General features: G+C 69.9%; 26 protein-coding genes. 14 read left to right on the top strand and 12 right to left on the bottom strand.

Annotation, left to right across the window (positions count from 1 at the left end; genetic code table 11):
- Positions 1 to 39 precede the first annotated feature (39 nt).
- Together AAHF99_RS08960 and AAHF99_RS08955 are read right to left on the bottom strand one after the other, a co-directional pair.
- Positions 40 to 462: a hypothetical protein gene (locus AAHF99_RS08960; protein ID WP_342163830.1), complete on the bottom strand. Its 423-nt coding sequence runs from the start codon at positions 460 to 462 to the stop codon at positions 40 to 42.
- 137 nt (positions 463 to 599) lie between these two features.
- Positions 600 to 1385: a hypothetical protein gene (locus AAHF99_RS08955; protein WP_342163829.1), complete on the bottom strand. Its 786-nt coding sequence runs from the start codon at positions 1383 to 1385 to the stop codon at positions 600 to 602.
- Between the two features lie 329 nt (positions 1386 to 1714).
- Here AAHF99_RS08955 and AAHF99_RS08950 point away from each other — a divergent pair, with 329 nt between their 5' ends.
- The 3 genes from AAHF99_RS08950 to AAHF99_RS08940 all read left to right on the top strand — a co-directional run bounded on the left by AAHF99_RS08950 (position 1715) and on the right by AAHF99_RS08940 (position 3440).
- Positions 1715 to 2749 carry an aspartate-semialdehyde dehydrogenase gene (locus AAHF99_RS08950; protein ID WP_342163828.1) on the top strand — a complete coding sequence of 345 codons (1035 nt, stop codon included), beginning with the start codon at positions 1715 to 1717 and terminating at the stop codon, positions 2747 to 2749.
- 113 nt (positions 2750 to 2862) lie between these two features.
- The gene (locus tag AAHF99_RS08945) at positions 2863 to 3150 is read left to right on the top strand and encodes a ribbon-helix-helix domain-containing protein (protein ID WP_342163827.1); all 288 of its coding nucleotides are present in this window, start codon (positions 2863 to 2865) and stop codon (positions 3148 to 3150) included.
- Entirely contained in the window at positions 3123 to 3440 is a 318-nt protein-coding gene (locus AAHF99_RS08940) for a type II toxin-antitoxin system RelE/ParE family toxin (RefSeq protein WP_342163928.1), read from the top strand. Before AAHF99_RS08945 ends, AAHF99_RS08940 begins: the two co-directional genes overlap by 28 nt.
- 58 nt (positions 3441 to 3498) lie before the next feature.
- Here AAHF99_RS08940 and AAHF99_RS08935 read toward each other — a convergent pair whose 3' ends face one another.
- From AAHF99_RS08935 to AAHF99_RS08905, 7 genes are all read right to left on the bottom strand, one after another.
- A complete protein-coding gene (locus AAHF99_RS08935; protein ID WP_342163825.1) occupies positions 3499 to 4218 on the bottom strand; it encodes an ABC transporter ATP-binding protein in 720 nt (239 codons plus the stop codon).
- Entirely contained in the window at positions 4211 to 6265 is a 2055-nt protein-coding gene (locus AAHF99_RS08930; RefSeq protein WP_342163824.1) for a branched-chain amino acid ABC transporter ATP-binding protein/permease, read from the bottom strand. The genes AAHF99_RS08935 and AAHF99_RS08930 overlap by 8 nt, the downstream gene beginning before the upstream one ends.
- Before the next feature lie 5 nt (positions 6266 to 6270).
- Positions 6271 to 7143: a branched-chain amino acid ABC transporter permease gene (locus tag AAHF99_RS08925; protein WP_342163823.1), complete on the bottom strand. Its 873-nt coding sequence runs from the start codon at positions 7141 to 7143 to the stop codon at positions 6271 to 6273.
- 84 nt (positions 7144 to 7227) lie between these two features.
- Complete coding sequence (locus tag AAHF99_RS08920; RefSeq protein ID WP_342163822.1) at positions 7228 to 8454, bottom strand: ABC transporter substrate-binding protein; 1227 nt, start codon at positions 8452 to 8454, stop codon at positions 7228 to 7230.
- Between the two features lie 263 nt (positions 8455 to 8717).
- Positions 8718 to 8996 (bottom strand): DUF2312 domain-containing protein, encoded by a 279-nt coding sequence (locus AAHF99_RS08915; protein ID WP_243953404.1) that lies wholly within the window; start codon positions 8994 to 8996, stop codon positions 8718 to 8720.
- A gap of 105 nt (positions 8997 to 9101) precedes the next feature.
- Positions 9102 to 9407: a DUF1244 domain-containing protein gene (locus tag AAHF99_RS08910; RefSeq protein ID WP_243953339.1), complete on the bottom strand. Its 306-nt coding sequence runs from the start codon at positions 9405 to 9407 to the stop codon at positions 9102 to 9104.
- A 24-nt stretch (positions 9408 to 9431) separates the two neighbouring features.
- On the bottom strand, positions 9432 to 10187 hold the full coding sequence (locus AAHF99_RS08905) for an N-formylglutamate amidohydrolase (protein ID WP_342163927.1): 756 nt from the start codon (positions 10185 to 10187) through the stop codon (positions 9432 to 9434).
- 255 nt (positions 10188 to 10442) lie between these two features.
- On the opposite strand from AAHF99_RS08905, the gene AAHF99_RS08900 reads away from it, so the two are divergent.
- From AAHF99_RS08900 to AAHF99_RS08880, 5 genes are all read left to right on the top strand, one after another.
- Complete coding sequence (locus AAHF99_RS08900; RefSeq protein ID WP_342163821.1) at positions 10443 to 11750, top strand: glycerate kinase type-2 family protein; 1308 nt, start codon at positions 10443 to 10445, stop codon at positions 11748 to 11750.
- On the top strand, positions 11716 to 12186 hold the full coding sequence (locus tag AAHF99_RS08895) for a DUF1036 domain-containing protein (RefSeq protein WP_342163820.1): 471 nt from the start codon (positions 11716 to 11718) through the stop codon (positions 12184 to 12186). Before AAHF99_RS08900 ends, AAHF99_RS08895 begins: the two co-directional genes overlap by 35 nt.
- A gap of 152 nt (positions 12187 to 12338) precedes the next feature.
- On the top strand, positions 12339 to 12464 hold the full coding sequence (gene ykgO / locus AAHF99_RS08890; protein WP_238207227.1) for a type B 50S ribosomal protein L36: 126 nt from the start codon (positions 12339 to 12341) through the stop codon (positions 12462 to 12464).
- Between the two features lie 140 nt (positions 12465 to 12604).
- Positions 12605 to 13240: a tetratricopeptide repeat protein gene (locus tag AAHF99_RS08885; protein ID WP_412759852.1), complete on the top strand. Its 636-nt coding sequence runs from the start codon at positions 12605 to 12607 to the stop codon at positions 13238 to 13240.
- 31 nt (positions 13241 to 13271) lie between these two features.
- Positions 13272 to 14282, top strand: coding sequence for an alpha/beta fold hydrolase (locus AAHF99_RS08880; RefSeq protein ID WP_342163818.1), 1011 nt, complete (start codon positions 13272 to 13274; stop codon positions 14280 to 14282).
- A 10-nt stretch (positions 14283 to 14292) separates the two neighbouring features.
- Here the strand turns inward: AAHF99_RS08880 and pyk are convergent, their stop codons facing one another.
- On the bottom strand, positions 14293 to 15729 hold the full coding sequence (gene pyk / locus AAHF99_RS08875; protein WP_342163817.1) for a pyruvate kinase: 1437 nt from the start codon (positions 15727 to 15729) through the stop codon (positions 14293 to 14295).
- A gap of 238 nt (positions 15730 to 15967) precedes the next feature.
- On the opposite strand from pyk, the gene gntA reads away from it, so the two are divergent.
- Together gntA and AAHF99_RS08865 are read left to right on the top strand one after the other, a co-directional pair.
- Entirely contained in the window at positions 15968 to 16723 is a 756-nt protein-coding gene (gene gntA, locus AAHF99_RS08870) for a guanitoxin biosynthesis heme-dependent pre-guanitoxin N-hydroxylase GntA (RefSeq protein ID WP_342163816.1), read from the top strand.
- Positions 16724 to 16728: 5 nt separating this feature from the next.
- Positions 16729 to 17358, top strand: coding sequence for an urea carboxylase-associated family protein (locus tag AAHF99_RS08865; protein WP_342163926.1), 630 nt, complete (start codon positions 16729 to 16731; stop codon positions 17356 to 17358).
- Positions 17359 to 17361: 3 nt separating this feature from the next.
- On the opposite strand, the gene AAHF99_RS08860 is transcribed toward AAHF99_RS08865, so the two are convergent.
- Together AAHF99_RS08860 and ubiG are read right to left on the bottom strand one after the other, a co-directional pair.
- Positions 17362 to 17907 (bottom strand): YbhB/YbcL family Raf kinase inhibitor-like protein, encoded by a 546-nt coding sequence (locus AAHF99_RS08860; protein WP_342163815.1) that lies wholly within the window; start codon positions 17905 to 17907, stop codon positions 17362 to 17364.
- Positions 17908 to 17953: 46 nt separating this feature from the next.
- Entirely contained in the window at positions 17954 to 18709 is a 756-nt protein-coding gene (ubiG, locus tag AAHF99_RS08855) for a bifunctional 2-polyprenyl-6-hydroxyphenol methylase/3-demethylubiquinol 3-O-methyltransferase UbiG (protein ID WP_243953348.1), read from the bottom strand.
- Between the two features lie 222 nt (positions 18710 to 18931).
- Here ubiG and AAHF99_RS08850 point away from each other — a divergent pair, with 222 nt between their 5' ends.
- The 4 genes from AAHF99_RS08850 to prmC all read left to right on the top strand — a co-directional run bounded on the left by AAHF99_RS08850 (position 18932) and on the right by prmC (position 24639).
- Positions 18932 to 20167, top strand: a complete 1236-nt coding sequence (locus AAHF99_RS08850) for an aspartate kinase (protein WP_342163814.1) — start codon at positions 18932 to 18934, stop codon at positions 20165 to 20167.
- A gap of 157 nt (positions 20168 to 20324) precedes the next feature.
- On the top strand, positions 20325 to 22586 hold the full coding sequence (gene ptsP, locus AAHF99_RS08845; RefSeq protein WP_342163813.1) for a phosphoenolpyruvate--protein phosphotransferase: 2262 nt from the start codon (positions 20325 to 20327) through the stop codon (positions 22584 to 22586).
- Positions 22587 to 22681: 95 nt separating this feature from the next.
- The gene (prfA, locus tag AAHF99_RS08840; RefSeq protein ID WP_342163812.1) at positions 22682 to 23767 is read left to right on the top strand and encodes a peptide chain release factor 1; all 1086 of its coding nucleotides are present in this window, start codon (positions 22682 to 22684) and stop codon (positions 23765 to 23767) included.
- Complete coding sequence (gene prmC / locus AAHF99_RS08835; protein WP_342163811.1) at positions 23764 to 24639, top strand: peptide chain release factor N(5)-glutamine methyltransferase; 876 nt, start codon at positions 23764 to 23766, stop codon at positions 24637 to 24639. Before prfA ends, prmC begins: the two co-directional genes overlap by 4 nt.
- Positions 24640 to 24643 lie beyond the last annotated feature (4 nt).

The raw sequence follows: 24643 nt of genomic DNA, 5'->3' as shown, positions 1-24643 counted from the left end.
CTCTCGGATCCGCGCCCTGTGTTGAGAAACCGCCGAACCTTAGTACGGGCGGCCGTAGAGCGGCGAGGTCGGGTCGAGCCGGTCCACGAAGGACAGGTCGACGTTGCGCACCGCGCTCGACCGGGCGCCGATGAACGGGCCGTTGGTGATCGGATCGGGCAGGATGCCGGCGCCGTAACGGTCGCTCGGGCCGTAGGGCGGGGTCAGGGCGTTCGAGGCCGCGATCAGGTAGGGGTTCGTGGCCGGGTTCCGCGAGCCGCCGGCGCCGGGAACACCGGACGACAGCGGGACGTTGCCGGCATCGAGCCACGAGCGCGGACGGACGCGGATCGGGAGCGGGCGGCTGACGCGGTAGAACGGGCCGGGAGCGACGCCGTCCTGCGCCTGGGCCGGCGCAGCGGTCACGGCGGAGAGGCCGGCAGCGGTGAGGGCGCCCAGGAGGGCGATCTTAAGGGAGCGCATGGCCGTCCTTCGGATGAGAGTGCCATCATTGTGGCGGCCGAAGCTTAACAGTTCGCCGCCGTTGTGGAGAAGACGTTCGAGACCGGTCATAGTTCCGCTTGAATGGCTGCGCTTGTGCGCTTTGCCACATTGGTGCCTCAATTTTTCGTGGATGGCCGGCGCCGCTCGATGGAACCGGTTCGCCCGGTCGGGTCCGCGGTGGCCGTGCCGGCGGGCTCGCATGCGCTGCGGCCCTTGGCCTGCCGGAACAGGGCGCTGGCGGTGGGGTCCGACTGATCGTCGAAGTCGAGGGCGTCGAGGGTGCAGGCGAGCGCCTTCGGCTCGGCCGCGCCCCCGAGCGGCGCGCAGAGGAACCCGTCGATCCGCAGGCCCGCCTGGGCGAGCACGAAGCCGGTGCAGGTGCGGGTGAGGGGGCCGGAGAGGGTCGCCTCCGCAATCTCCGCGGGCCCGAAGCGGGTCGCGACGACGCCGCGCGGGACCATCCGCGACAGGGAGAGGGGCAGCTCGCCCCGCGCGGCCATCGCCGCCCGGCGGGCGACGAGGACGAAGAGGCCCGGCGCCCGTTCGGCCCCAATACCCCGCGTCACGGCGAGCCGCAGCACGGGCGCCTCGAGGGCGGAGAAGCTGCCGCGCCCGAGCACGTCCTCGCGCAGGCCGGTCTTCGGGTCGATGCGGCCGGGCTCGACGCGGACGGGGTCGATGCCGGGCTCGGTGAGCCGCAAGGGCGCCGTGCCGACGATGGCCGGCACCTCGCCGGTCCGGTTGAGCATCGGGACCGGCGCGGGGGCGGAGGGCATCCGTGCCGCGATGGCGATGAGGGCGACGATCAGGGACCCCACCGCGATGCGGACGGGCAGGCCGATCGCGGAGAATCCGCGCCCGGAGGGCCCCTCGTCCGCGTCGTCGATGGCTCCGATCCGCATGTGTGTCCCGTGTCCCTCGGCGCCCTGGCCGGCGCCACCCTGCACGGGGCGCAACGACCGAAGGGTTTCCGGGGCGGGGCTTTCGCGGGACAGGGTGAATCGTTGCTTGCCGTCGCGGTGGCGCCGCCATGCGGCCTTGACAGGCTCCCGCCTTCCTGTGCCTTGCTGACGCCCTGGCCGTCGATGCCGGCCCCACTGGGGACCGGGTCTGCGGCCGCGCCCGTTTGCGGGCGAGACGGACCGGTGCGAACGATCCCGCCGCCGGCACAACCCCGAGGAGAGGCGCAACCCCCGGATCGTTCGGGGTTCAGGACGCGCGGAGACGAGAGATGGGTTACAAGGTCGCCATCGTCGGCGCCACGGGCAACGTGGGCCGCGAGATGCTCGATATCCTGGCCGAGCGGGCTTTCCCCGCCGACGAGGTCGTGGCGCTGGCTTCGCGCCGCAGCCAGGGTCAGGAGGTCTCCTTCGGCGACAAGACCCTGAAGGTCAAAACCCTCGACACCTACGATTTCTCCGACACGGACATCTGCCTGATGTCGGCCGGCGGCGAGGCCTCCAAGGAGTGGTCGCCCCGCATCGGCCAGCAGGGCTGCGTCGTGATCGATAACTCGTCGGCCTTCCGCTACGACGCCGACGTGCCGCTGATCGTGCCCGAGGTGAATGCCGACGCCGTCGCCGGCTTCACCAAGCGCCACATCATCGCCAACCCGAACTGCTCGACGGCCCAGCTCGTCGTCGCCCTCAAGCCGCTGCACGACGCGGCGACGATCAAGCGCGTCGTGGTCTCGACCTACCAGTCGGTCTCCGGCGCCGGCAAGGAGGCGATGGACGAGTTGTTCCAGCAGACCCGCGCCGTCTTCACCGCCGGCGAGATCAAGCAGGGTGGCAAGTTCACCAAGCGCATCGCCTTCAACGTGATCCCGCACATCGATGTCTTCATGGAGGACGGGTACACGAAGGAAGAGTGGAAGATGGTCGCCGAGACCAAGAAGATGCTCGACCCGAAGATCAAGCTCACGGCCACCGCCGTGCGCGTGCCGGTCTTCATCGGCCACGCCGAGTCGGTGAACGTCGAGTTCGAGCAGCCTCTGTCGGCCGAGCGGGCGACCGAGATCCTGCGCGCGGCGCCGGGCATCCTGGTGATCGATAAGCGCGAGAACGGCGGCTACATCACCCCGCACGAGGCGGCGGGCGAGGATGCCACCTACATCTCCCGCATCCGCGAGGACGCGACGATCGAGAACGGCCTGAACTTCTGGTGCGTCTCGGACAACCTGCGCAAGGGCGCCGCCCTGAACGCGGTACAGATCGCCGAGGTGCTCGTGAACCGCAAGCTCATCAAGCCGAAGTCGGCGGCGTAGGCGCCAAACTCTCCCTTCTCCCTGGCGGGGGAAGGGAGATCGCTCTGCCGGTGTCCCGCATGGCCGCGTCATACGAAGTATGATAGCGTATGACTTCCCTTGGGAGGCGGTGAATGCCTGACCTCGAGCGTCTGACGGTCACCGTGCCGGCCGAGATGGCAGTCAGCATCAGGAATGCGGTCGAGGCCGGCGATTACGCCTCGACGAGCGAAGTCATGCGGGCCGCCCTGCGGGATTGGAAGACCAAGCGCGCCCTTCAATTGGACGAGTTGGCGGCGCTCAAGGCCGATATCGACCAGGGCCTCGCCGATGTGGCCGCAGGGCGTGTCAGGGACTTCGATTCCGATCGCATCGTTGCCCGGGGGAAAAAGCTATTAGCCGACCGCTCGTCCTCCGTCTGACCGAGGCGGCGGAGGACGATCTCGCCTCGATCTGGAGCTACCTCGCATCCGAAGCGTCGGAGGACGTGGCCAACCGGCTGATCGCCCGGATCGAAGGCGCCTGTCGGTCGGCCTGCCAATTTCCGGATTCGGGACCGGCTCGCGCGGCCCTGGCCATGGGGCTCCGCGTGACGTTCGAGGGTCGGTACGCGATCTACTACACCCATGACGAGGTCGCGCTCACGGTTGTACGTGTGCTGCACGGTGCCCGCGATCTCACCGCGCTTGTGAACGGGGGCACCTTCACCTGAGCGTCGTCAGCCTTTCCGTCATTGCGCGCGCCGCGAAGCAATGACGGCGAGGCTTGGCTCAATGCCCGCCGAGATAGGCGGCGCGCACCGCCGGATCGTTCTTCAGCTGCGCCGCCGGGCCCTGGAAGCGGATGCGGCCGTTCTCCAGCACGTAGGCGTGATCCGCCACACCCAGCGCCGCCATGGCGAATTGCTCCACGAGGAGCATCGTCACCTTCTCTTCCTTTAGCTGCCGAATAATACGGAAAACCTCCTCCACCAGCTTCGGCGCGAGGCCCATCGAGGGCTCGTCGAGGAGAAGGATCTCCGGCTTCAGCATCAGCGCCCGGCCCATGGCCAGCATCTGCTGCTCGCCGCCCGAGAGGGTGCCGGCCAACTGGTTGCGGCGCTCCTTCAGGCGCGGAAACAGGGCGAAGGACCGGTCCCGGTCGGCGGCGATGTCGCCTTTCGGCCGGGAGCCCGTCAGGCGCGGGAACGCGCCGAGCGTCAGGTTATCCTCCACCGACAGCGTCGGGAACACCCGGCGCCCCTCCGGCGAATGGGCCAGCCCCTCACGGGCGACATCGTGGCTCTCCAGCCCGGCGATGTCCTTGCCGTTCAGGCGGATCGTGCCCGAACGCGGACGGATCATGCCCGAGAGCGCCCGCATGGTCGTCGTCTTGCCGGCGCCGTTGGAGCCGATCAGCGTGACCACCTGACCCTTCGGCACTTGGAAGGTCAGGCCGTGCAGCACCTCGACCAGGCCGTAGCCGGCGTGGAGACCCTGGACCTCAAGCATGGGCGGCCTCCGTGGTGGTGCCGCCCATTTCGCCGGGTGCACCGAGATAGGCTTCGATCACCTTCGGGTCGGCCTGCACCTCGCGGGCGCCGCCCTCGGCGATCTTGTGGCCGAAATCGAGGACGCTCACCCGGTCGCAGAGACCCATGACCACGTCCATGTGGTGCTCGATCAGGATGACGGTGATGCCCGCGTCCCGGATCTTGCGGATGATCGCCACGAGGTCGGCGATGTCCGGCGCCGTCAGGCCCGCCGCCGGCTCGTCGAGGAGCAGCAGCACCGGATCGAGCGCCAGCGCGCGGCCGATCTCCAAGAGGCGCTGCTTGCCGTAGGGGAGGTTGCGCGCTTCCGTCTGCGCCAGGGCATGCAGCCCCATGAAGTCGAGGATCGCCATGGCGCGGGCGCGGGCCTCGCGCTCCTCCCGGCGCCGCCGGGGCGTGCCGAGGATCGCGTCGAACAGCGTGCCCTTGAAGGTGTGGTGGAGGCCGACCAGCACGTTCTCCAGGGCGGTCATCTCCCGGAAGAGCTGCACGTTCTGGAAGGTCCGCGCCACGCCCGCGAGGGCGATCTCGGACGGCGTGCGTCCGTCGAGGCGCTGGCCGCCCGCCACGGCGAGCGTCACCGTGCCGGCGGTGGGTTTGTAGATGCCGGTGAGCACGTTCATCATCGTGCTCTTGCCCGAACCGTTCGGGCCGATGAGCCCGTGGATCGTGCCGGGCTTTACCGTCAGGTCGACGCCAGCCAAGGCCTTCAAGCCGCCGAACTGCATCAGCGCCTGATCGACCTTGAGAAGCGCCTCGGCCCCCGCATCGCCGCGCTGGGCGATGAGCGCCGAGCCCTCGGCCGCCACGCTGCGGCCCTCGGCGGTGTGGGCTGGGCGCAGCGCCGGGATCATCTGGCGCAGGAAGCCCACGATGCCGTCCGGCAGGTAATAAACGACGAACAGGATCAGCAGGCCGAACACCGTCAGGCGGTAGTCGGTCACGGATTCCATCGCCATCGTGGCCGGGAAGAACAGGATGCAGAGGGCGACGGGGATGAGGATCGCGTAGCGGTTCTCACGCTTGCGCAGGAAAGCCTGCGCCCCCACGACCACGGCGGCGGCCGCGATGATGCCGGCCATGATCCGCACGAGGCCGATATCCGCCAGGATGTTCGGCATCATCACGATGATCACCGAACCGATCAGCGGCCCGGAGCGCGACTTGCGCCCACCCATGGTGACGGCGAGCAGGAACAGCACCGTCAGTTCGAAGCTGTAGGTGTTGGGCGAGACGTAGCGCTCCGACCACGCGAACAGCGCCCCCGCGAGGCCGGCGAGGCCCGCCGAGACCACGAAGGCATAGACCTTGTAGCGGTAGACCGAGACGCCCATGCAATCGCAGGCGATGGGGGAATCGCGCAGGGCCTCGAAGGCGCGGCCGAAGGGCGAGCGCACCACCCGATTCACCAGCACGATGGTGGCGAGCAGGCAGGCGCAGACGAGGTAATAGAATTCGAGCTTACGGCCGGCGGAGCCCCAGGGGGCCTGCATGCCGATCAACGAGAAGTCGAGGACGCGCACCGGGGGCAGGGTGATGCCCAGCGGACCGTTGGTGATCGGCGTCAGCTCGTTGATGAAGATCTGGATGATCGTGCCGAAGGCCAGCGTCACCATGGCGAGGTAGGGGCCGCTCACCCGGAGTGCCGGCACCGCGAGGATGGCGCCGAAGGCGGCGGTGAGCCCGATCCCGGCCACGAGGCCGAGCCAGATGCCGATCTTGAAGTGGAAGAACAAGGCGGCGGCGGCATAGGCGCCGATACCGAATAGGCCGGCATGACCCAGCGAGACCTGCCCCGTGTAGCCGACGACGATGTCGAGGCCGAGGATCAGTATGGCGTAGATCGCGATCACGATCATCAGATGCACGTAATAGGTGCTCGTGACGACGTGCGGGAAGCCGGCGAGGAAGGCGACGAGCAGCAATCCCCCGACCCAGCCGATGCCACGGCTGAGCGATGGGGTGGCGGCGGGCTCGGCCGCCGGCGCGAGGGCGGTGTTCGCCATGGCGGTCAGACCTTCTTGATCACGGCCTTGCCGAACAGGCCGACCGGGCGAATCGAGAGCACGACGAGGAGGAGGATCAGGCCCGGCACGTCCTTGTAGCCGGTCGAGATGTAGAAGCCGGTCAGCGTCTCCGCGACGCCGAGGATCAGGCCGCCGACGATGACGCCGAGGCCGGATTCGAGGCCGCCGATGATCGCCACGGCGAAGGCCTTCAGCGCCAGCACCGAGCCCATCGTCGCGCCCGTCAGGGTGACAGGGGCCACCAGCACGCCCGCGAAGGCGGCCGTCATGGCGCTGATAGAGTAGGAGAGGGTGATGACGCGCTTGGTGTTGATGCCCATCAGCCCGGCCGCGTCGATGTCGTTCGAGGTGGCGACGACCGCCTTGCCCCAGATCGACTTGCGGTTGAAGATTTCGACCGCGAGCATCATCAAGAGCGCGCCGCCGACGATCAGCATCTCCATGGGGAGGATGCGCACGCCGCCGATCTCGATCGGCGCGTCGGGGAGCGGGGAGGGGAAGGGAAGGTCATCCCGGCCCCAGATGTTCTCGGCGACGTTCTTGAAGATGATGCCGAGCGCGATGGTGGCCATGATCCACCCGTACTCGGACTTGATCGCGATGGCGGGGCGCACGCCCAGCCGCTCGACCACGGCGCCGAGGCCGAAGCCGAAGACGAGGACGAGCGGGATCATCAGCCAGTAGCCGGTGAAGGGCACCAGCGTGAGGCCGAACAGGGCGCCGACGGCCAGCGCCTCACCCTGGCCGAAGTTCAGGGTCTTCGACGTGGCGAAGGTGAGCTGATAGCCGAAGGCGATGGCGGCATAGATCATGCCGACCGCGACGCCCGAGGCCACGAGTTGCAGGAAGATGGTCATGGACGGCCGTCTTGATGAACGGGCAACGGGAATAGTCGCGAACGGCGCCCCGGGCTCTCACCCGGGGCGCTTAACCTCGAACGATCAGTTCGAGGACTTTTCCTTCACGCGGACGGTGCTCGCGTTCTTGGCGTCGTCCGGGTTCGCGTAGACGATCTTGCCGTCCTGCACCTTGCCGAACACGACCATGTTCCGCGAGATCGCGTTGTGGTCCTTGTCGGTGAACGGGTGATCGTAGGTCGTCACCACGCCCTCGACCTTGGTGTTCAGGTTCTCGAGGGCTGCGCGGATCTTCGGCCCGTCGGTCGAGCCGGCCTGCTTGATCGCGGCGGCGATCAGGTAGATCGAATCGTAGCCCTGCGCGCCGGCGACCGGGGTCGGAATCTTCGAGACGCCGTAGCTCTTGTAGTAATCGTCGAGGAAGGCGGCGCGCTTCGGCACGGACTTATCCTCGATGAAGGTCTGCGGCATCACCACGCCGTTGCCGTTGGTGCCGGCGATATCGATGAAGCTCTGCATCGAGGCCGGCCACGACGCGATCATCGGCACCTTCCAGCCGAGCTTGGCCATGCCGTTGGTGACCTGCGCCAGTTCCGGGCCGATGCCGTAGGCGAGGATCACTTCGGCGCCGGCTTCCTTCGACTTCAGGAGCTGGGCCGTCATGTCGACGTCCTTGATGTTGAACTTCTCGACGGCGACCGCCTTCATCTTCTTGGCGGCGAGCTGCTTCTCGATGTCCTCGCGGCCGAGCTGGCCGTAATTGGTCGAATCCGCGAGCACCGCGATCTTCTTGAAGCCCTGGCGCAGGGCCTCGTCGACCATCATGCCGGCCTGCAGCACGTCGTAGGCGGAGTTCCGGAAGACGTAGTTGTTGTCGTAATCCGGCGCCTTGAACTGCTCGGTGATGACCGTGCCGGTGGCGACGTTGTTGAACACCGGAATTTCGGCTTCCTGGTAGAAGCGCTGGGCGGCCAGCGCCACGCCGGTGTTGATGAAGCCGACGGTCGCGACGACCTTTTCCTTGTTGATGAGCTCCTGCGCGACCTGCGCGCCGACCTCGTTCTTGGCCTCGTCATCACGCTCGACGAGCTGGATCTGCTTGCCCAGGACGCCGCCGTTCTTGTTGATCTCGGCGGCGGCGAGCTTGGCGCCGTCGCGCATCGAGACGCCCATGGAGGACGAGCCGCCGGTAAAGGGTCCGGTCAGGCCGATCTTGATCGCGTCGGCGGCGAAGGCGGCGTGGAAGGGGGCGACGCTGAGGGCGGTCGCGCAAAGCAGCGCACCCACGAGGGCGCGTTTGGTCACGATCATCGTTTCCTCTCCCATGCCGGGACGGCGTTACGGCTCTGACGGTCTTTGAGTCGTACGACCGGCCGCGCCGTGTGCCGTCGAGGGCTACGTCGTCGCGGTTCGGTGCCCGCGCGGTATGCCCTTCAGCGTGGCAACTTTCGTGCGGTAACGCACCTTTGAAGGCAACGTCACCGTAACGTCAAGGTCTGGAAGAGGTTTCTGCGTAATGGATACAGGAAAGATCCCGGGAGACGTCACGTCTCCCGGGGTTCCTGGTATATTGGCTACGCCATACCCAGGGCCTGCAGGTACAGCTCCAGGATGGCTTCCTGCTCCTGGCGCTCGCTGTGGTCCTGTTTGCGGATGCGCAGGATGGTGCGGACGGCCTTCGAGTCGAAGCCACGGCCCTTCAGTTCGGCGAACACCTCCTTGATGTCGCCCATGATGCCGGCCTTCTCCTCCTCCAGGCGCTCAAGCCGCTCGATGAACTGCTTGAGTTCGTCGGCGGCCACGCCCTCGGCGGAGGAGACGTCGCCGGAGGCCGGCGTGCCCGCTCGGGGCATCGAATGCGCGTTCATGGAGATCTCCGCTGTTGCGCCAGATCGGGCGCCTCGGACCCGCTGGTTAAGCGGTCAAGCTTACCCGATTCTTATTGCGGGAGTCCCCGTTCAGTGGCCGCCCTCGCGGGTGGAGAAAGCCGCCTGCTGCGCCGGGCTGGCTTCCGTCTGGTGCTGCGCCTTCCACGTCTCGTAGGGCATGCCGTAAACCGCCTCGCGGCTCTCGTCCTTGGTGAGGGCGATGCCCTTCTCGTCGGCCGCGTCCTTGAGCCAGTTCGACAGGCAGTTCCGGCAGAAGCCGGCGAGGTTCATCAGGTCGATGTTCTGCACGTCCGTGCGGTTGCGCAGGTGCGAGACGAGCCGCCGGAACACCGCCGCCTCCAGCTCGGTCTGGGTCGCTTGGTCGATCTCGGCCATGGGATGGGTCCTTCGGTGACGGGGTCAGGCGGCGATGAGCGGCGCGAGGACGCGGGCGAACCTGTCCGCCCATTCGCGCTGCCCGTCCTCGCCCGCGATGAGGTCCTGGCGGATCTCCACCAGGGCGTTGGGCAGGCCGCGCAATGTGGCATGGCGGTCGATCGTGTCGCCGGGCAGGCCGCCGCCATAGGGGTCGTTGTCGCCCACGATGAGACCCGCCGGGTCGGCCTTCAGGGCGTCGATGAGCGGCCGGGCGAGGCGGTCGTCGCGGTCGTAGAGGATACCGACATGCCAGGGCCGGGGCACGCCGCGCCAATAGGGCGTGAAGCTGTGGATCGTCACGAGCGAGGGCACACGCCCCGCGCCCTCGGCCGCTGCCAGCGCGCCGGCGATGCCGGCATCGAACGGATCGTAGAAGCGGGCGATGCGCGCCGCCTTGCCGGCCTCATCGATCCGGGCGTTGCCCGGCACCACGGCGCCGTCCGAGAGGCGCATGACGAGGGTCGGGTCGGCCCGCCCGCGATTCGGATCGATGATCAGGCGCGAGAAGTGCGTGAGCACGGCCGGTGCGTTCAGCGCCCGGGCGAGCGCCCGCGTCACGCCGGCGGCGCCGATGTCGTAGGCGATGTGCCGGCTGAACTCCTCCGGCGCGACGCCGAGATGGATGTCCGGCGGCACGAAGTTCGAGGCATGGTCGCAGGCGAGGACCAGCCCGCAGGCGGGGTCGCCCTCGATGATCTCGCAAGGGTGGGAGGGCGCGTCAGGCTCCGGGCGGATCACGCAAAACTCGCTGGCCGGGACGGGAAGGGCGAAGAGCGCGGCGGATAGCGCGGGCGGCACGCTTGCCGTCGCGCGACGGCTCGGGCACAGCACCTATCAAGGATCGTGCGCTCACGGCAAGGAACGGGCCCGCCGCCCCGGGAGGGGCGGGGATCGCACGGCCTGGTCGGGCGCTCCCGCCGACGGGAGGCCCCCGGCAATCAAGAAACGCGCGCCGGCCCCGGGCCACGGCGCCGAGGGAGCCCGTTGCACGCCATGTCCGAGACCCCCGCCACCGACGTCCAAACCCAGCGCGCCCATCTGGACGCCTTCCTCACCGCCGCGATCCGCGCCGCCCATCCGGATCTCTGCCTGCCGGCCCACCTGCCGCCGCCAAGCCCCGGCCGGTTGATCATCCTCGCCGCCGGCAAGGCCGCCGGCAGCATGAGCGCCGTGGCGAGCCGGTTCTACCGGCAGGAACACGGCCTGGGCGATGATCGCATCGTCGGCCTCGCCGTGGCGCGCCACGGCTACGGCCAGGAGGCGCCCGGCATCCGCATGGTCGAGGCGGGCCACCCGGTCCCCGATCAGGCGGGCATCGACGCCACGGAGGAGGTGCTGCGCCTTGCGGCAGCCGCCGGGCCGGACGACGAGGTGCTGGTGCTGCTCTCCGGCGGCGGCTCGGCCAACTGGATCGCCCCGGCCGGCGACCTCACCCTCACCGAGAAGCAGGGCATCACCCGCGCGATCCTGCGCTCCGGCGCGCCGATCGGCGAGTTCAACACGGTGCGCAAGCACATCTCGCGGATCAAGGGCGGCCGCCTCGCCCGCGCCGCGCGCAACGCCCGTTCGGTGCTGACGCTCGCCATCTCCGACGTGCCCTTCGACGATCCCGCCGTGATCGCCTCCGGCCCGACCGTGCCCGACCCCTCGACGCTGGCCGATGCCCGCGAAATCTGCGAGCGCCGGAACATCCCGCTCCCCGAGGCGGCCAAGCGGCTGCTGAACGATCCCAATAACGAATCGCCGAAGCCCGGCGACCCGCTCTTCGCCAACAGCACGTACAAGATCATCGCCCGTCCGCAGGACGCCCTCGACGCGGCGGCGGCGGCGGCGCGGGAGGCCGGCTACGAGCCGGTGATGCTGGGCTCCGACCTCGAAGGCGAGGCCCGCGCCGTCGCCGCCGAGCACGCGGTGCAGGCCAAGCGCTATAAGGATGCGGGCCGGCGCGTCGCGCTCATTTCCGGCGGCGAATTGACGGTGACGATCCGGGGCGAGGGCCATGGCGGCCCGAACCAGGAATACGCCCTGGCCCTCGCCATCGCGCTGGACGGCACGCCCGGCATCAGCGGGATCAGCGCCGACACGGACGGCACCGATGGCGGGCGTGGCCTCGCCACCGACCCGGCCGGCGGCCTCGTGGACCCGACGACCCTCGCACGCGCCCGCGCCGCCGGCCTCGATCCGGCCGCGATGCTCGACCAGAACGACTCCACCGCGTTCTTCGCCGCCCTCGGCGATCTGGTGAATCCCGGCCCCACCTGCACGAATGTCAACGACTGCCGCATCATCCTCGTCGGCTGACCGCCTGCGCCCCCTCGTGCTCGCCCTCGGCCTCGCGCTCCTCGGCGCGGGGCCGGCGCGGGCCGACCTCCGTCTCTGCAACCAGACCGAGAGCAAGGTCGGGGTGTCCCTGGGCTACCGCGACACGCAGGGCTGGGTGACGGAGGGCTGGTGGGAGTTGAAGCCGAAGGGCTGCGAGACGCTGCTCTCCGGCTCCCTGGCGGCCCGGTTCTATTACGTCTTCGCCGTGGACTACACGCGCGGCGGCGAATGGGGCGGACGCTCGCTGATGTGCACCCGCGACGCGGAGTTCACGATCCGGGGGATCGAGGATTGCCTCGCCCGTGGCTTCGACCGGAATGGCTTCTTCGAGGTCGATACCGGCGAGCAGAAGAATTGGACGATTCAGCTCACCGAGCCGGACCGCTCGACGGCCAAGCCAATGGACAAGCCTTGAGGGTTGCCTCCGGGGGACGAATCCTGATATGGCGACGCCGATCCCGCGATGCCTGAGCCGTCATCGCCGGGCGCGCCTTGCGCGACCGGAGACCGGCCGGACGTTTTCGACGAACCCCGTTCCTGGACGGCCCCTCGCGGGCCGAGAGACCCATGAAGATCCGCAACTCCCTCAAGTCCCTGCTCGGCCGCCACCGCGACAACCAGCTCGTGCGCCGCAAGGGCCGCGTCTACATCATCAACAAGACGCAGAAGCGCTTTAAGGCCCGCCAGGGCTGAAGCCCGCCGCCCGGCTCCGGTCGGACGCGCGATTGCGATGGTTTGCGAAGCCGCGTCCGCGAGGGCGCGGCTTTCGCGCGTCGGGCTGCGCGGCACGACGGCGCGTTGACGGGAGCGCCCGTCCGCCGCAGCTTACAACCATGGCGCGCGTGAACCCCTTTCTGCTTCTTCTGGCCGTCCTGCCCCTGGCTGGTGCGGCCGTCGCGGCCCCGTCCGACGGCATGGGACGGGCTGGCCCCCGGTCCACGCCCGAGAGACAAGCACCCGAGAAACCGGCGGCCAAGCCCGTTCCGAAGCCGCCGAGCCTCGACGACCTGTTCGCCCGGTTGAAGGCCAGCGACGACCCGGCCGAGGCCAAGGGCGTCGCCCGTCTGATCGAGCAGCGCCTCGACCGCTCCGGCAGCGCCACCGTCGATCTCCTCACCGACCGGGCACGGCAGGCGATGACCGGCCGCGATTTCGCGCTGGCCGCCGAGCTGATGGACCGGGCCACCGCCCTCGACCCGACCTGGTCCGAGGGCTGGAACCGCCGGGCGACCGTGTTCTGGCTGCTCTCCGACAAGAGCGAGGCCCTGGCGGACCTGCAGCGGGCCCTGGTGCTGGAGCCGCGCCATTTCGAGGCGTGGTCGGCCATGGGCAAGATCTACGAATCGATGGACGACAAGGGCCGCGCGCTGGCCGCCTTCCGCCGGGCGCTGGCGCTGTATCCGAAGATGGACAAGGTGCAGGACGCGGTGGACCGCCTCGCCCCCGACGTGGACGGCCGCGACCTGTGATCGCCAGCACCGGCGCCCCGGTGGGCCTGTGATGGCGCGCGCCTCCGGTCTCCTGCTCGTTCTCCTCGCGCTGCCCTTCGCGGTGGCGGGGCTCGTCCTCGCCCTCGGGGCGGTGGCGAGCCTCGTCATCTCGTTGCGGGTCGGCTCCCTCTATCCGCCGGCCGGGCCGTTCGTGGATGTGCCCGGCGGACGGCTCGCGACGATCCAGGCCGGACCCGCCGACGGCAAGCCGATCGTGCTGCTGCATGGCGCCTCGGCCAATGCTGCCGACCCGATGGGCGGCGTCGGGTACCTGCTGGCCGCGCGGGGGTTCCGCGTCATCGCCTTCGACCGGCCGGGCTTCGGCTGGAGCGACCGCCCCCAGGGCGGTGCCGACGCCGCGCCGCAGGCCCAGGCGACGCTGATCGCGGACGCCCTCGCGGCGATGGGGGTCGGCCCGGCCATCGTCCTCGGCCATTCCTGGGCAGGGGCGCTGGCCCTGGCCCTGGCCCTCGACCACCCGGAGCGGGTGGCGGGGCTGGTCCTCGCGGCGCCGGTCGGGATGCCGATGCCGGGGCCGATCACCCTGCCGTGGTACTGGCGTCTCGCGTTGAAGCCGCCGATCCTCTGGGTGCTGAGCCGGACGGTGGGGCCGCCCATCGCCCTGGCCTATTTCCGCGAAGCCGGGAACCGGGTGTTCAAACCCGAGGAGCCGGTGCCCGGCTACATCGAGACCTCCCGCGCTGCCCTCGTCCTGCGCCCGCACACGCTGCTCGCCAACGTGCAGGACCTCGTGGGCCTGACGCCGAGCCTCGCCGCCATGAGCCCGCGCTACGGCACCCTGCACGTGCCGACCACCGTCGTCTCCGGCGCGGCCGACCCGATCGTGCGGCCGGACCTGCAGGCCCAGCCCCTGGCCCGCGCCATCCCCGGCGCCCGCCTCGTCCTGCTCACGGGGCAGGGGCACATGATCCACTACACCGCCCCGGAGGCCCTGGCCGGCGCGGTGTCCGACCTCGAGGCGACCATCCGGCGCGACGCGGTGCCCGCCGCGTTGCCGTAGGGGCGGGAGGTCACGCCTTCTCGGCGTGCTCCCGCGTGATGAAGGTGAGGCGCACGAGGTTCGTCGCGCCCGGCGTGCCGAAGGGCAGGCCGGCGACGACGATGATCCGGTCGCCCACCGCTGCGAATTTTTCGCGAACGGCGAACTTGGCGGCGCGGAACGACATGTCGTCCACGTCGCTCGCATCCTTCGTCACGATGGGGTGGACGCCCCAGGCGATGGCCAGCCGCCGGGCCGTCTCGCGGCGGGGCGTCAGGGCGATCACCGAGGCGTTCGGGCGCTCGCGGGTCAGGCGCAGCACCGTCGAGCCGGAATTCGTCCAGGCCATGATCGAGCGCAGATCCAGGGCGTCGACCATCTGGTGCGCGGCCGCCGCGATGGCGTCCGCGGCGGTGTGGTCGGGCGTGTCCTTCTGCGCGCGGATGATCGACCAGTAGAGCGCGTCGCGCTCCACCTGCTCGGCGATCCGGCTCATCGTCGTCACCGCCTCGATGGGGAAGGCGCCGGCCGCGCTCTCGGCCGACAGCATCACCGCATCCGCCCCCTCGTAGACGGCGGTGGCCACGTCCGAGACCTCGGCGCGGGTCGGGACCGGCGCGGTGATCATCGATTCGAGCATCTGCGTCGCGACGACCACCGGCTTGCCGGAGCGGCGGGCGCCCCGGGTGAGACGCTTCTGCACCCCCGGCACCTGTTCGAGGGGCATCTCTACGCCGAGATCGCCGCGGGCGACCATCAGCCCGTCCGAGACCTCGATGATCTCGTCGAGCCGCGCCAGGGCCTGCGGCTTCTCGATCTTGGCCATCACCAGGGCACGCCCGGCGCAGACCTTCTTCACCTCGGCCACGTCCTCCGGCCGCTGCACGAAGGACACCGCGATCCAGTCGGCCCCGGCATTGAGCCCGGCTTCGAGGTCCAGGCGGTCCTTCTCCGTCATGGCCGGCACCGGCAGGACGGTGTGCGGCAGGGACACGCCCTTCTTGTTCGAGATGCGCCCGCCGACCTCGACGCGCGTCACCGCGCGGTCGCCCGTGGTCTCCAGCACGGTGAGGCGCAGCTTGCCGTCATCGAGCAGGATCGCGTGGCCCGGCTCCAGCGCCTGCAGGATCTCCGGGTGGGGCAGGTGGCAGCGACCGATGTCGCCCGGCGTGGTGTCGCCGTCGAGGATGAAGGTCGCGCCCTTCTCCAGGATCGCCGCGCCCTCGGCGAAGACGCCGAGCCGCAGCTTCGGCCCCTGAAGATCGACCAGAATGCCGATCGGCCGCTTAGCCTCGCGCTCGATGGCCCGGATCACCTCGACCTTCTCGGGCAGCTTCTCCCGCGAGAGGTGGCTCATGTTGAGGCGGAAGACGTCGGCGCCGGCCCGGAACAGCCGCTCGATCATCTCCGGCGTGTCGGAAGCGGGGCCGAGGGTCGCGACGATCTTGGTGCGACGGGAACGTTTCAAAACGGCGGCCCTCCCGGACTCGTCTCGGCCGCCCGCGGCGACCCCTTGGTCCGTTCCGGCGGTCTGAGCATCGGCCGCGCCACGCCGTCAAGCCGCGCCGTCATCCCGGCACGAAAAGCTACCCACAGATCCTTTGGTCGCAGCCCGGAACGCTGCCCGGGGCGTGAGGTTGCCGAAGGGCCGGGCAGGTACCGCCCAAGGCGTAAGCGTTCCTGAGTAATCGAGCAGCAGACCACCAATGGAATTTCCGCGCGACGACCGTGAGCATCCGCAAGCCCAGGCTTTGCGAGCGTTCATCCAAGATCCGCCTTTCCCCTGCGTCGGCGCGAAATCGGCGCTGTCTCGCGGAAAATTGAGGATCGTCGTCGCCCGCGACATCCGATCGGGGTGGGACGACATGCGGATTTACCCCGCTCTTCTGTCGTTCATTGCCAGCTACCGCGAGGCGCCGGACCTGTTCCAGAGCTTCGCCGTGGTGTTCGAAGAGCCCGAGCGGCTTTCCGAGGAGGCGTTCGAGACCTGCCTGTGGCAACGGGCGCAATCGCTGTCCGACAAGGATTCCTGGCTCGGCCAGCCCCATGACGGGCGCGTCGCCACCGATCCGGACAACCCGCATTTCTCCCTGAGCTTCGGCGGTGAGGCCTTCTTCGTCGTCGGCCTGCATCCCAATGCGAGCCGCCCGGCCCGGCGCTTCCCCTCACCGGTCATGGTGTTCAACCTGCACGCGCAGTTCGAGCGGCTTCGCAACGAGGGCCGCTATGAGAAGCTACGCGCCTCGATCCTGCAGCGCGACGAGGCCCTGGCCGGCAGCATCAACCCGATGCTCTCCCGCCACGGCGAGACCTCCGAGGCGCGCCAGTACAGCGGGCGGCAGGTCGGCCCGGAATGGCAATGCCCCTTCACCCCGCGCGCGGAGCGCGCCCCGGCGGACATCGCCAAGCTGCGGGAATCGATCCACCCGTTCGATCTCCCCCTGATCGGGAGCGGCGCGTGACCCAGATGGCGGGCACGGGGACCGGAGGGACGGGCGTGAGCGGCGAGCACCAAGAGATTTCACCGCGCTCCGGCGTGGCCTTCACCCTGAACAAGGGCGACCGGCTGACGGTGATCGACCCGCGCGGCGAGCAGGTCGCCGACCTCGTGGCCTTCAACCGGCACGATCTCGATGAAGTGATCTCGAACGGCCGCACCCTCGATTACGCGAGCAAGATCTATCTCACGACCGGCGATCCGCTCTACTCCAATCGCTCGAACGTGCTGCTGCGGATCGTGGAGGACACGGTGGGCCGGCACGATTTCCTGCTCACGCCCTGCTCGGCGGACACGTTCCGCATCATCTACGGCGACACGAACCCGCATCGCGGATGCTTCGGCAACCTCGCGGCGGCCCTCGACCCGTACGGTATCGCGCCGGATCGGATCCCGGTGGCGTTCAACTGCTTCATGAACGTGCCTGTGGATGGCACGACGGGCGCTCTGACCGTCGAGCCGCCCCTCAGCAAGGCGGGGGACCACATCGTGTTCGTGGCGGAGGCCGACCTCATCGTCGGCCTCACCGCCTGCTCGGCGCTGCAATCGAACAACGGCAGCTTCAAGCCGATCCACTACCGGATCGACCCGGCCGGCTGAGAATCAGGTCCGCGCGTAGGTGCCGATCAGGCCGCCCTTTGCGAGGACCTTGTCCCGCATCGCATCGACCAGCGCCTCACGGCCCGAGCCATCCTCCAGATCGAGGCGCTGCGACAGCGCGTAGACCTGGAACAGATATTCGTGGTCGCCGTGGCCGGTGGGCGGGTCCGGCGGGAGCCAGCCGGTATTCATGAAGCTGTTCTTGCCGAATATCGGGCCGGTGGCGCCCTCCGGGAGGGACGCGGCGGGGTCGAGGTTCCAGGCGAGGAGGTGGACGAGGGGGCGCGGCGTCGGGCTGCCGGCGTCCTCCACGATCACCGCGACGGACACGGCGCCCGTGGGCAGGCCGTCCCACGACAGGGGCGGCGAGACGCCCTCGCCATCGGCGGTGAAGCGCGGGGGCAGGGCGGCGCGGTCGGCGAAGGCCTCGCTGCCGACGCGGATCGTCTCCGCCACGCCGGGGAATTCGGAGAGGTAGGTGGTTCCGTCGAGACCGGCCTTCAGGCCCGACAGGGCCTCGCCCAGCACGCGGGGCATCTTCTCAAGCATCGGGCACTCCTTCTGACGCCGGTCAACGGCGGAAGGGTCCCACGGTTCAAGCGGGGCGGGCGGCGCTCAGCATGTAGTTCACCGCCGTGTCGCGCCCCATGCGCCAGCCGTCGGTCAGCGGGTTGTAGACGACGCCGGTCGTGTCGGTGACGTCGAGCCCCCCAGAGCGGATCGCGGCCGCGAGTTCGTCCGGCTTCACGAACTTCTCCCAGTTGTGCGTGCCCTTCGGCAGCCAGCCGAGGACGTATTCCGCCCCGACGATGGCCAGCGCGAAGGAACGCATCGTGCGGTTGAGGGTGGCGGCGAAGAGCAGCCCGCCGGGCTTCACCGCTGCGCAGGCGCTGCGCACGAAGGCCGGCATGTCGGAGACGTGCTCCACCACTTCCATGATGAGCACGGCGTCGAACGTCTCGCCGGCCGCGACGATCTCCTCGATGGTCCGCGCGCGGTAATCCACTGGCACGCCCGCCGCCTCGGCATGGGCGCGGGCGACGGCGAGGTTGCGCTCGGCCGGGTCGAGCCCCGTCACGGTGGCGCCGAGGCGGGCCAAGGGCTCGGACAGGACGCCGCCGCCGCAGCCGACATCGCAGATCGTCAGGCCGTCGAGGGCGAAGGGCACCGCCGGGTCGCGGCCGTGATGGCGGCACAGGGCGTCGCGGATGTAGCCGACGCGCACGGGATTGAAGCGGTGGAGCACCCGCATCGGCCCGGCCTCATCCCACCACGTGGCGGCCATGGCGTCGAACCGCGCGACCTCCTCCCGGTCGACGAACCCGCCCTTGCCTTCACCCGCCGAGACCATGCCGCTTCACCTCAAGGACCCTTCCGCGACCTCCACCCCATCCCGCGCCCGAGCGCAAGACGCCGGGCCTGCGGCGCGGCCTCGCGGGCGGGGGCCATGCTTGACCGGCAATTGACAGTGCAGGCAGGCCCGAGTACCCGCGAAACCCGTCCGGGGGCGGGCCCTGGCCGGTCTTCGGCGGGATGCCCGCTCCGGCTGCACGGGCTTGGAAACGTTCGAAGAATGCCCCGTCTGGTAATGAAGTTCGGCGGTACGTCCGTCGCCAACGTCGAGCGCATCCGCAACGTCGCGCGCCACGTCGCCCGCGAAGTCGCGGCCGGCTACGAGGTCGCCGTCATCGTCTCGGCGATGTCCGGCAAGACCAACGAGCTGGTCGATTGGGTGAAGGACGCCAACGCCCTCTACGACACCGCCGAGTACGACGCCGTCGTCGCCTCCGGCGAACTCGTGACCGCCGGCCTCCTCGCCATCGCCCTGCGGAAGGAGGGCATCGCGGCCCGTTCCTGGCAGGGCTGGCAGATCCCGGTCCTCACCTCGGACGCGCACGGCTCCGCGCGCATCGCCGACATCCCCTCCGCCAACCTCGACGCCGGGTTCGCGCGGGGCGAGGTCGCGGTGATCGCCGGCTTCCAGGGCATCCACCCCGAGAGCGGCCGGGTGACGACCCTCGGGCGCGGCGGCTCGGACACCTCGGCCGTGGCGATCGCGGCGGCCATCGGCGCCGAGCGCTGCGACATCTATACCGACGTGGACGGCGTCTACACGACCGACCCCCGCGTCGTGCCGAAGGCTCAGCGCATGGAGCGCGTGACCTTCGAGGAAATGCTGGAGATGGCCTCGCTCGGCGCCAAGGTGCTGCAGGTGCGCTCCGTCGAACTCGCGATGGTGCACCGGGTGCCGACCACCGTCCGTTCCTCCTTCGACCCGCCGGACGCCGCGCGCCCGGGTACCCTCATCTGCGACGAGGACGACATCGTGGAACAGCAGATCATCACCGGGATCGCGTTTTCCCGGGACGAGGCGCAGATCACCCTGCGCCGCGTCAAGGACAGCCCCGGCGTCGCCGCCGCGATCTTCGGGCCGCTGGCCGATGCCAACATCAACGTCGACATGATCATCCAAACGGTCTCGGGCGACCAGTCGACCACCGACATGACCTTCACGGTGCCCTCCGCCGAGTACGAGCGCGCCCGCGCCATCCTCGATCAGGCCCGCGAACATATCGGTTATGCGCAGATCGAGGGCGCCACGGACGTGGTGAAGGTCTCGGCCATCGGCGTCGGGATGCGCAGCCATGCGGGCGTGGCCGCCAAGGCGTTCCGGGCGCTGGCCGAGAAGGGCATCAACATCCGCGCGATCACCACCTCCGAGATCAAGTTCTCGGTCCTGATCGACGCCGCCTACACAGAGCTTGCGGTGCGCACGCTCCACTCGCTCTACGGGCTCGACCAAGCCTGAGGCGCGGAGGAGGCCGGCTCAAGCGCCGCCGGCCTTTGATAAGCCGTGCTTTGATGAACTAAACGCCCCGGGACGGATTGCCGTCCCGGGGCGATTGGCGCCAAGGTTGCAGGGGGCCGACGCCACGGCCGCCCGCCGACGCTGGAACGACGATACGATGCCCGCTGCGCTCGGAGGCCCGCGCCTTCTGCTGCGCCGCCTCCGCGAAGCGATGGCGGAGCCGGTGAGCCCGCAGGCGCGTCTCGACCGGATCGTCGTGTTGATCGCCGCGAACGTGGTGGCCGAGGTCTGCTCGGTCTACGTCCTGCGCGACGACAACATCCTCGAACTCTTCGCCACCGAGGGCCTGAACCGCGAGGCGGTGCATCTCACGCGGCTGCGCGCCGACGAGGGCCTCGTCGGCCTCATCGCCTCCACCGCCGAACCCCTCGCCCTCTCGGACGCGCAGAAGCACCCGGCCTTCTCCTACCGGCCGGAGACGGGGGAGGAGATCTACCACGCCTTCCTCGGCGTGCCGCTCCTGCGCGCGGGCCACACGCTCGGCGTGTTGACCGTCCAGAACAAGACCTACCGGGTCTATTCCGAGGAGGAGATCGAGGCGCTTCAGACCACCGCGATGGTGCTCTCCGAGATGATCGCCTCGGGCGAGCTCGACGGGCTCGGCTCGCAGGCGAGCACCGCCAACCGCCGCCCGGTCATGGCGCGGGGCGTCGCCCTCTCGGACGGAATCGGCCTCGGCCACGTGGTGCTGCACGAGCCGCGCCTCGTGGTGAAGACCCTCATCGCCGAGAACGTCGACCGCGAGGTCGCCCGTCTCGATGCGGCCATCGAGGGCGTGCGCTCGGCCATCGACGCCCTGGTGGAGCGGGGCGACCGGATCGGCACCGCCGAATCCCGCGAGGTTCTGGAAACCGTGCGGATGTTCGCCCACGATCAGGGCTGGCTGCGGCGGATGCGCGAGGCCGTCGCCTCGGGCCTCACCGCCGAAGCCGCCGTGGAGCGGGTGCAGTCGGACAACCGGGCGCGGATGCTGCGCCAGTCCGACCCGTACCTGCGCGAGCGCCTGCACGACCTCGACGACCTCGCCAACCGCCTCCTGCGGGCGCTGATTGGCCCCGGCGCGGCGGGGACGGCGCCGTTGCCGGAGAACGCGATCCTCGTCGCCCGCACCATGGGGCCGGCGGCGCTGCTCGATTACGATGCGGGGACGCTCCGGGGCATCGTGCTGGAGGAGGGCGGCCCGACGAGCCACGTCGCCATCGTGGCGCGGGCGCTCGGCATCCCCGCCGTGGGCGAGGTCGAGAACGCCACGGCGCTCTGCGAATCCGGCGACGCGATCATCGTGGATGGCGTCGCGGGCGAGATCCATGTCCGGCCGGGGCCGGAGATCGAATCCTCCTATGCCGAGATGGTGCGCCTGCGCGCCCGGCGGCAGGAGCAGTACCGTGCCCTGCGGGACGTCCCCGCCATCACCCGCGACGGGGTGAAGGTCGGCCTCAACCTCAATGCCGGGCTGCTCATCGACTTCAGCCATCTCGACGAGACCGGGGCGGAGGGTGTCGGCCTGTTCCGCACCGAGTTGCAGTTCATGGTCGCCCAGCGGATGCCCTCGGCGGCGGAGCAGCAGGCGCTCTATTCCCAAGCCTTCGCGGCCTCGGGCGGGCGGCCGGTGACGGTGCGCACCCTCGACATCGGCGGCGACAAGATCCTGCCGTACATGGCCAAGCTGGAGGAGGAGAACCCGGCTTTGGGCTGGCGGGCGATCCGCATCGGCCTCGACCGGCCGGCGCTCCTGCGGATGCAGCTGCGCGCCCTCCTGAAAGCGGCCGAGGGGCGGCCCCTGAAGATCATGTTCCCGATGGTCGCGACCGTGCACGAATTCGTGCAGGCGCGGGAGATCGTGGACCGGGAGAAGGCCCATCTCGCCCGGCACGGCTACAGGCTGCCGCAGCCCTGCGAACTCGGGGCGATGGTCGAGGTGCCCTCGCTCCTGTTCCAGATCGACGAGATCGCCCGCGAGGCGGATTTCCTCTCGGTCGGCTCCAACGACCTGATGCAGTTCCTGTTCGCGGTGGACCGCGAGAACCGGCGCGTGGCCGACCGGTTCGATCCGCTCTCCGTGGCGGCCCTGCGCGCCTTCCGCCTGATCGCCGAGCGGGCCAACGCGGCCGGCTGCCCGGTGACGGTCTGCGGCGAGATCGGCGGGCGCCCCCTCGACGCGATGGCGCTGATCGGGCTCGGCTTCCGCAACCTGTCCATGTCGCCCGCCGCCATCGGCCCCCTGAAGGCGATGGTGCTCAGCCTCGACGCGGGGGAGGTCGCCCGGCTGATCGAGGCCGAGATGGCGACGATGCACGACGGCCAGACCCTGCGGCCGCTGCTCACCGCCTACGCCCGCGACAACGGCGTCCCGATCTAGCGACGCCCGCCGCACCTTGCGAAACCTTCCGCCGGGGTTGTACCCCCTCGCGGAACCGGGCCGACACACCGACGTCCCTACAGAACAACCGGGCGATGATACCTTTTCCCCCCGAACGCCTCGACGCCATCCTTGTCCGGCACGACCTCGTCACCGCGCAGCTCGCCTCCGGCGAGGGCGATGCCGAGACGGTCGTGCAGCTCTCGCGCGAATTGTCCGACCTCGATCCCGTGGTCGCGGCGATCCGCGAGTACCGCTCCGCCCTCGATAACCTGAAGGGCATCGAGGCGATGATCGAGGAGGCCGGCACCGACCCGGAGATGCGGGCCTTCGCCGCCGAGGAGAAACCGCCGGCCGAGGAGGCTCTGGAGGCCGCCCACCGCGCCCTGCAACTGATGCTGCTCCCCAAGGACGCGGCGGACGAGAAGAGCGCCATCCTCGAAATCCGTGCTGGGACCGGCGGCGATGAGGCGGCCCTGTTCGCGGGCGACCTGTTCCGCATGTACGCCAAGTACGCCGAGACGAAGGGCTGGCGGGTCGAGTTGGTCTCGGAGAGCGAGGGCACGGTCGGCGGCTACCGCGAGGTGATCGCCGAGGTGAAGGGCCGGGGCGTGTTCGCCCGGATGAAGTTCGAGAGCGGCGCCCACCGGGTGCAGCGCGTGCCCGACACGGAGACGCAAGGGCGCATCCACACCTCCGCCGCCACCGTCGCGGTGCTGCCGGAGGCCGAGGATGTCGACATCGTCGTCAACGACGCCGACCTGAAGATCGACACGATGCGGGCGCAGGGGGCGGGCGGTCAGCACGTCAACAAGACGGAATCGGCGATCCGCATCACCCACCTGCCGACGGGGATCGTGGTCTTCGTCCAGGAGGAGCGCTCGCAGCACAAGAACCGGGCGCGGGCGATGTCGCTCCTGCGCGCGAAGCTCTACGACGCCGAGCGCACCGCCAAGGATTCCGCCCGCGCCGCCGACCGCAAGGCGCAGGTCGGCTCCGGTGATCGCTCGGAGCGGATCCGCACCTACAATTTCCCGCAGGGGCGGGTGACGGACCACCGCATCAACCTCACCCTCTACAAGCTCGAAGAGGTGATGGCCGGCACGGCCCTGGACGAGGTGGTGGACGCGCTCATCGCCGAGCACCAGGCGGAACTGCTCGCCGCCGAGGGGATGGCGTGAGCGGGGAGGGCGGCCTCGACGCCTCCCTGTCCCTGCGCGACGCGATCCGCCGGGCGGGCGCGGTCCTCGCCGCCGCCGGCATCGAACACGCCGAGGGGGATGCGCGCTTCCTCGTGCTCGGCCTGCTCGGTCTGTCCTCCCGCGACCTCGCCCTCGACGGCCACCGCCCCATCGGCGGGGAGGCACCCCGCCTGTCGGAGGCCCTGGCGCGGCGTGTGGCCGGGGAGCCGGTGTCGCGCATCCTCGGCGCCTGGGAATTCTGGGGCCTGCCCTTCGCCCTCGGGCCGGACACCCTGGTGCCGCGCCCGGACACCGAGACCGTCGTGGAGACGGCGCTCGCCGCCTTGCCCGACCGGCGGGCGCCCCTTCGCATCCTCGATCTCGGCACCGGCTCGGGTTGCATCCTCGTGGCGCTGCTCAGCGAGTTGCCGAACGCCACTGGCTTCGGCCTCGAGCGCTCGGAGGCGGCCCTGCGCACCGCCCACGCCAACGCCGGGGCGAACGGCGTCGGCGGGCGGGCCTGTTTCGTGCGGGGCGATTGGTGCGCCGCCCTGCGGGGGCCCTTCGACCTCGTCGTGTCGAACCCGCCCTACATCGCCGCCGCCATCATCGACGGGCTCGACCGGGAGGTGGCCGAGCACGACCCCCGCGCCGCCCTCGACGGCGGGGCGGACGGTCTCGACGCCTACCGCCAGATCCTCGGCGCCCTCGGGCAGGGCGGGATACTGGGGCCCGGCGCGCCCGCGATCCTCGAGATCGGATACGATCAGGCCGAGTCCGTCCGAGCAATCGGCGTGGCCAACGGGCTTCGCGTCACGGGATTGTTTCAGGATCTTGCCGGACGCGACCGTGCTCTCAGCTTCGTGCATTGAATTT

Origin of the sequence: Methylobacterium litchii (genome assembly GCF_038442315.1) — a bacterium.
Classification (GTDB): domain Bacteria; phylum Pseudomonadota; class Alphaproteobacteria; order Rhizobiales; family Beijerinckiaceae; genus Methylobacterium; species Methylobacterium litchii.
Note: the sequence above shows the minus strand (reverse complement) of the source record. Positions and strands in the feature narration are given on the sequence as shown.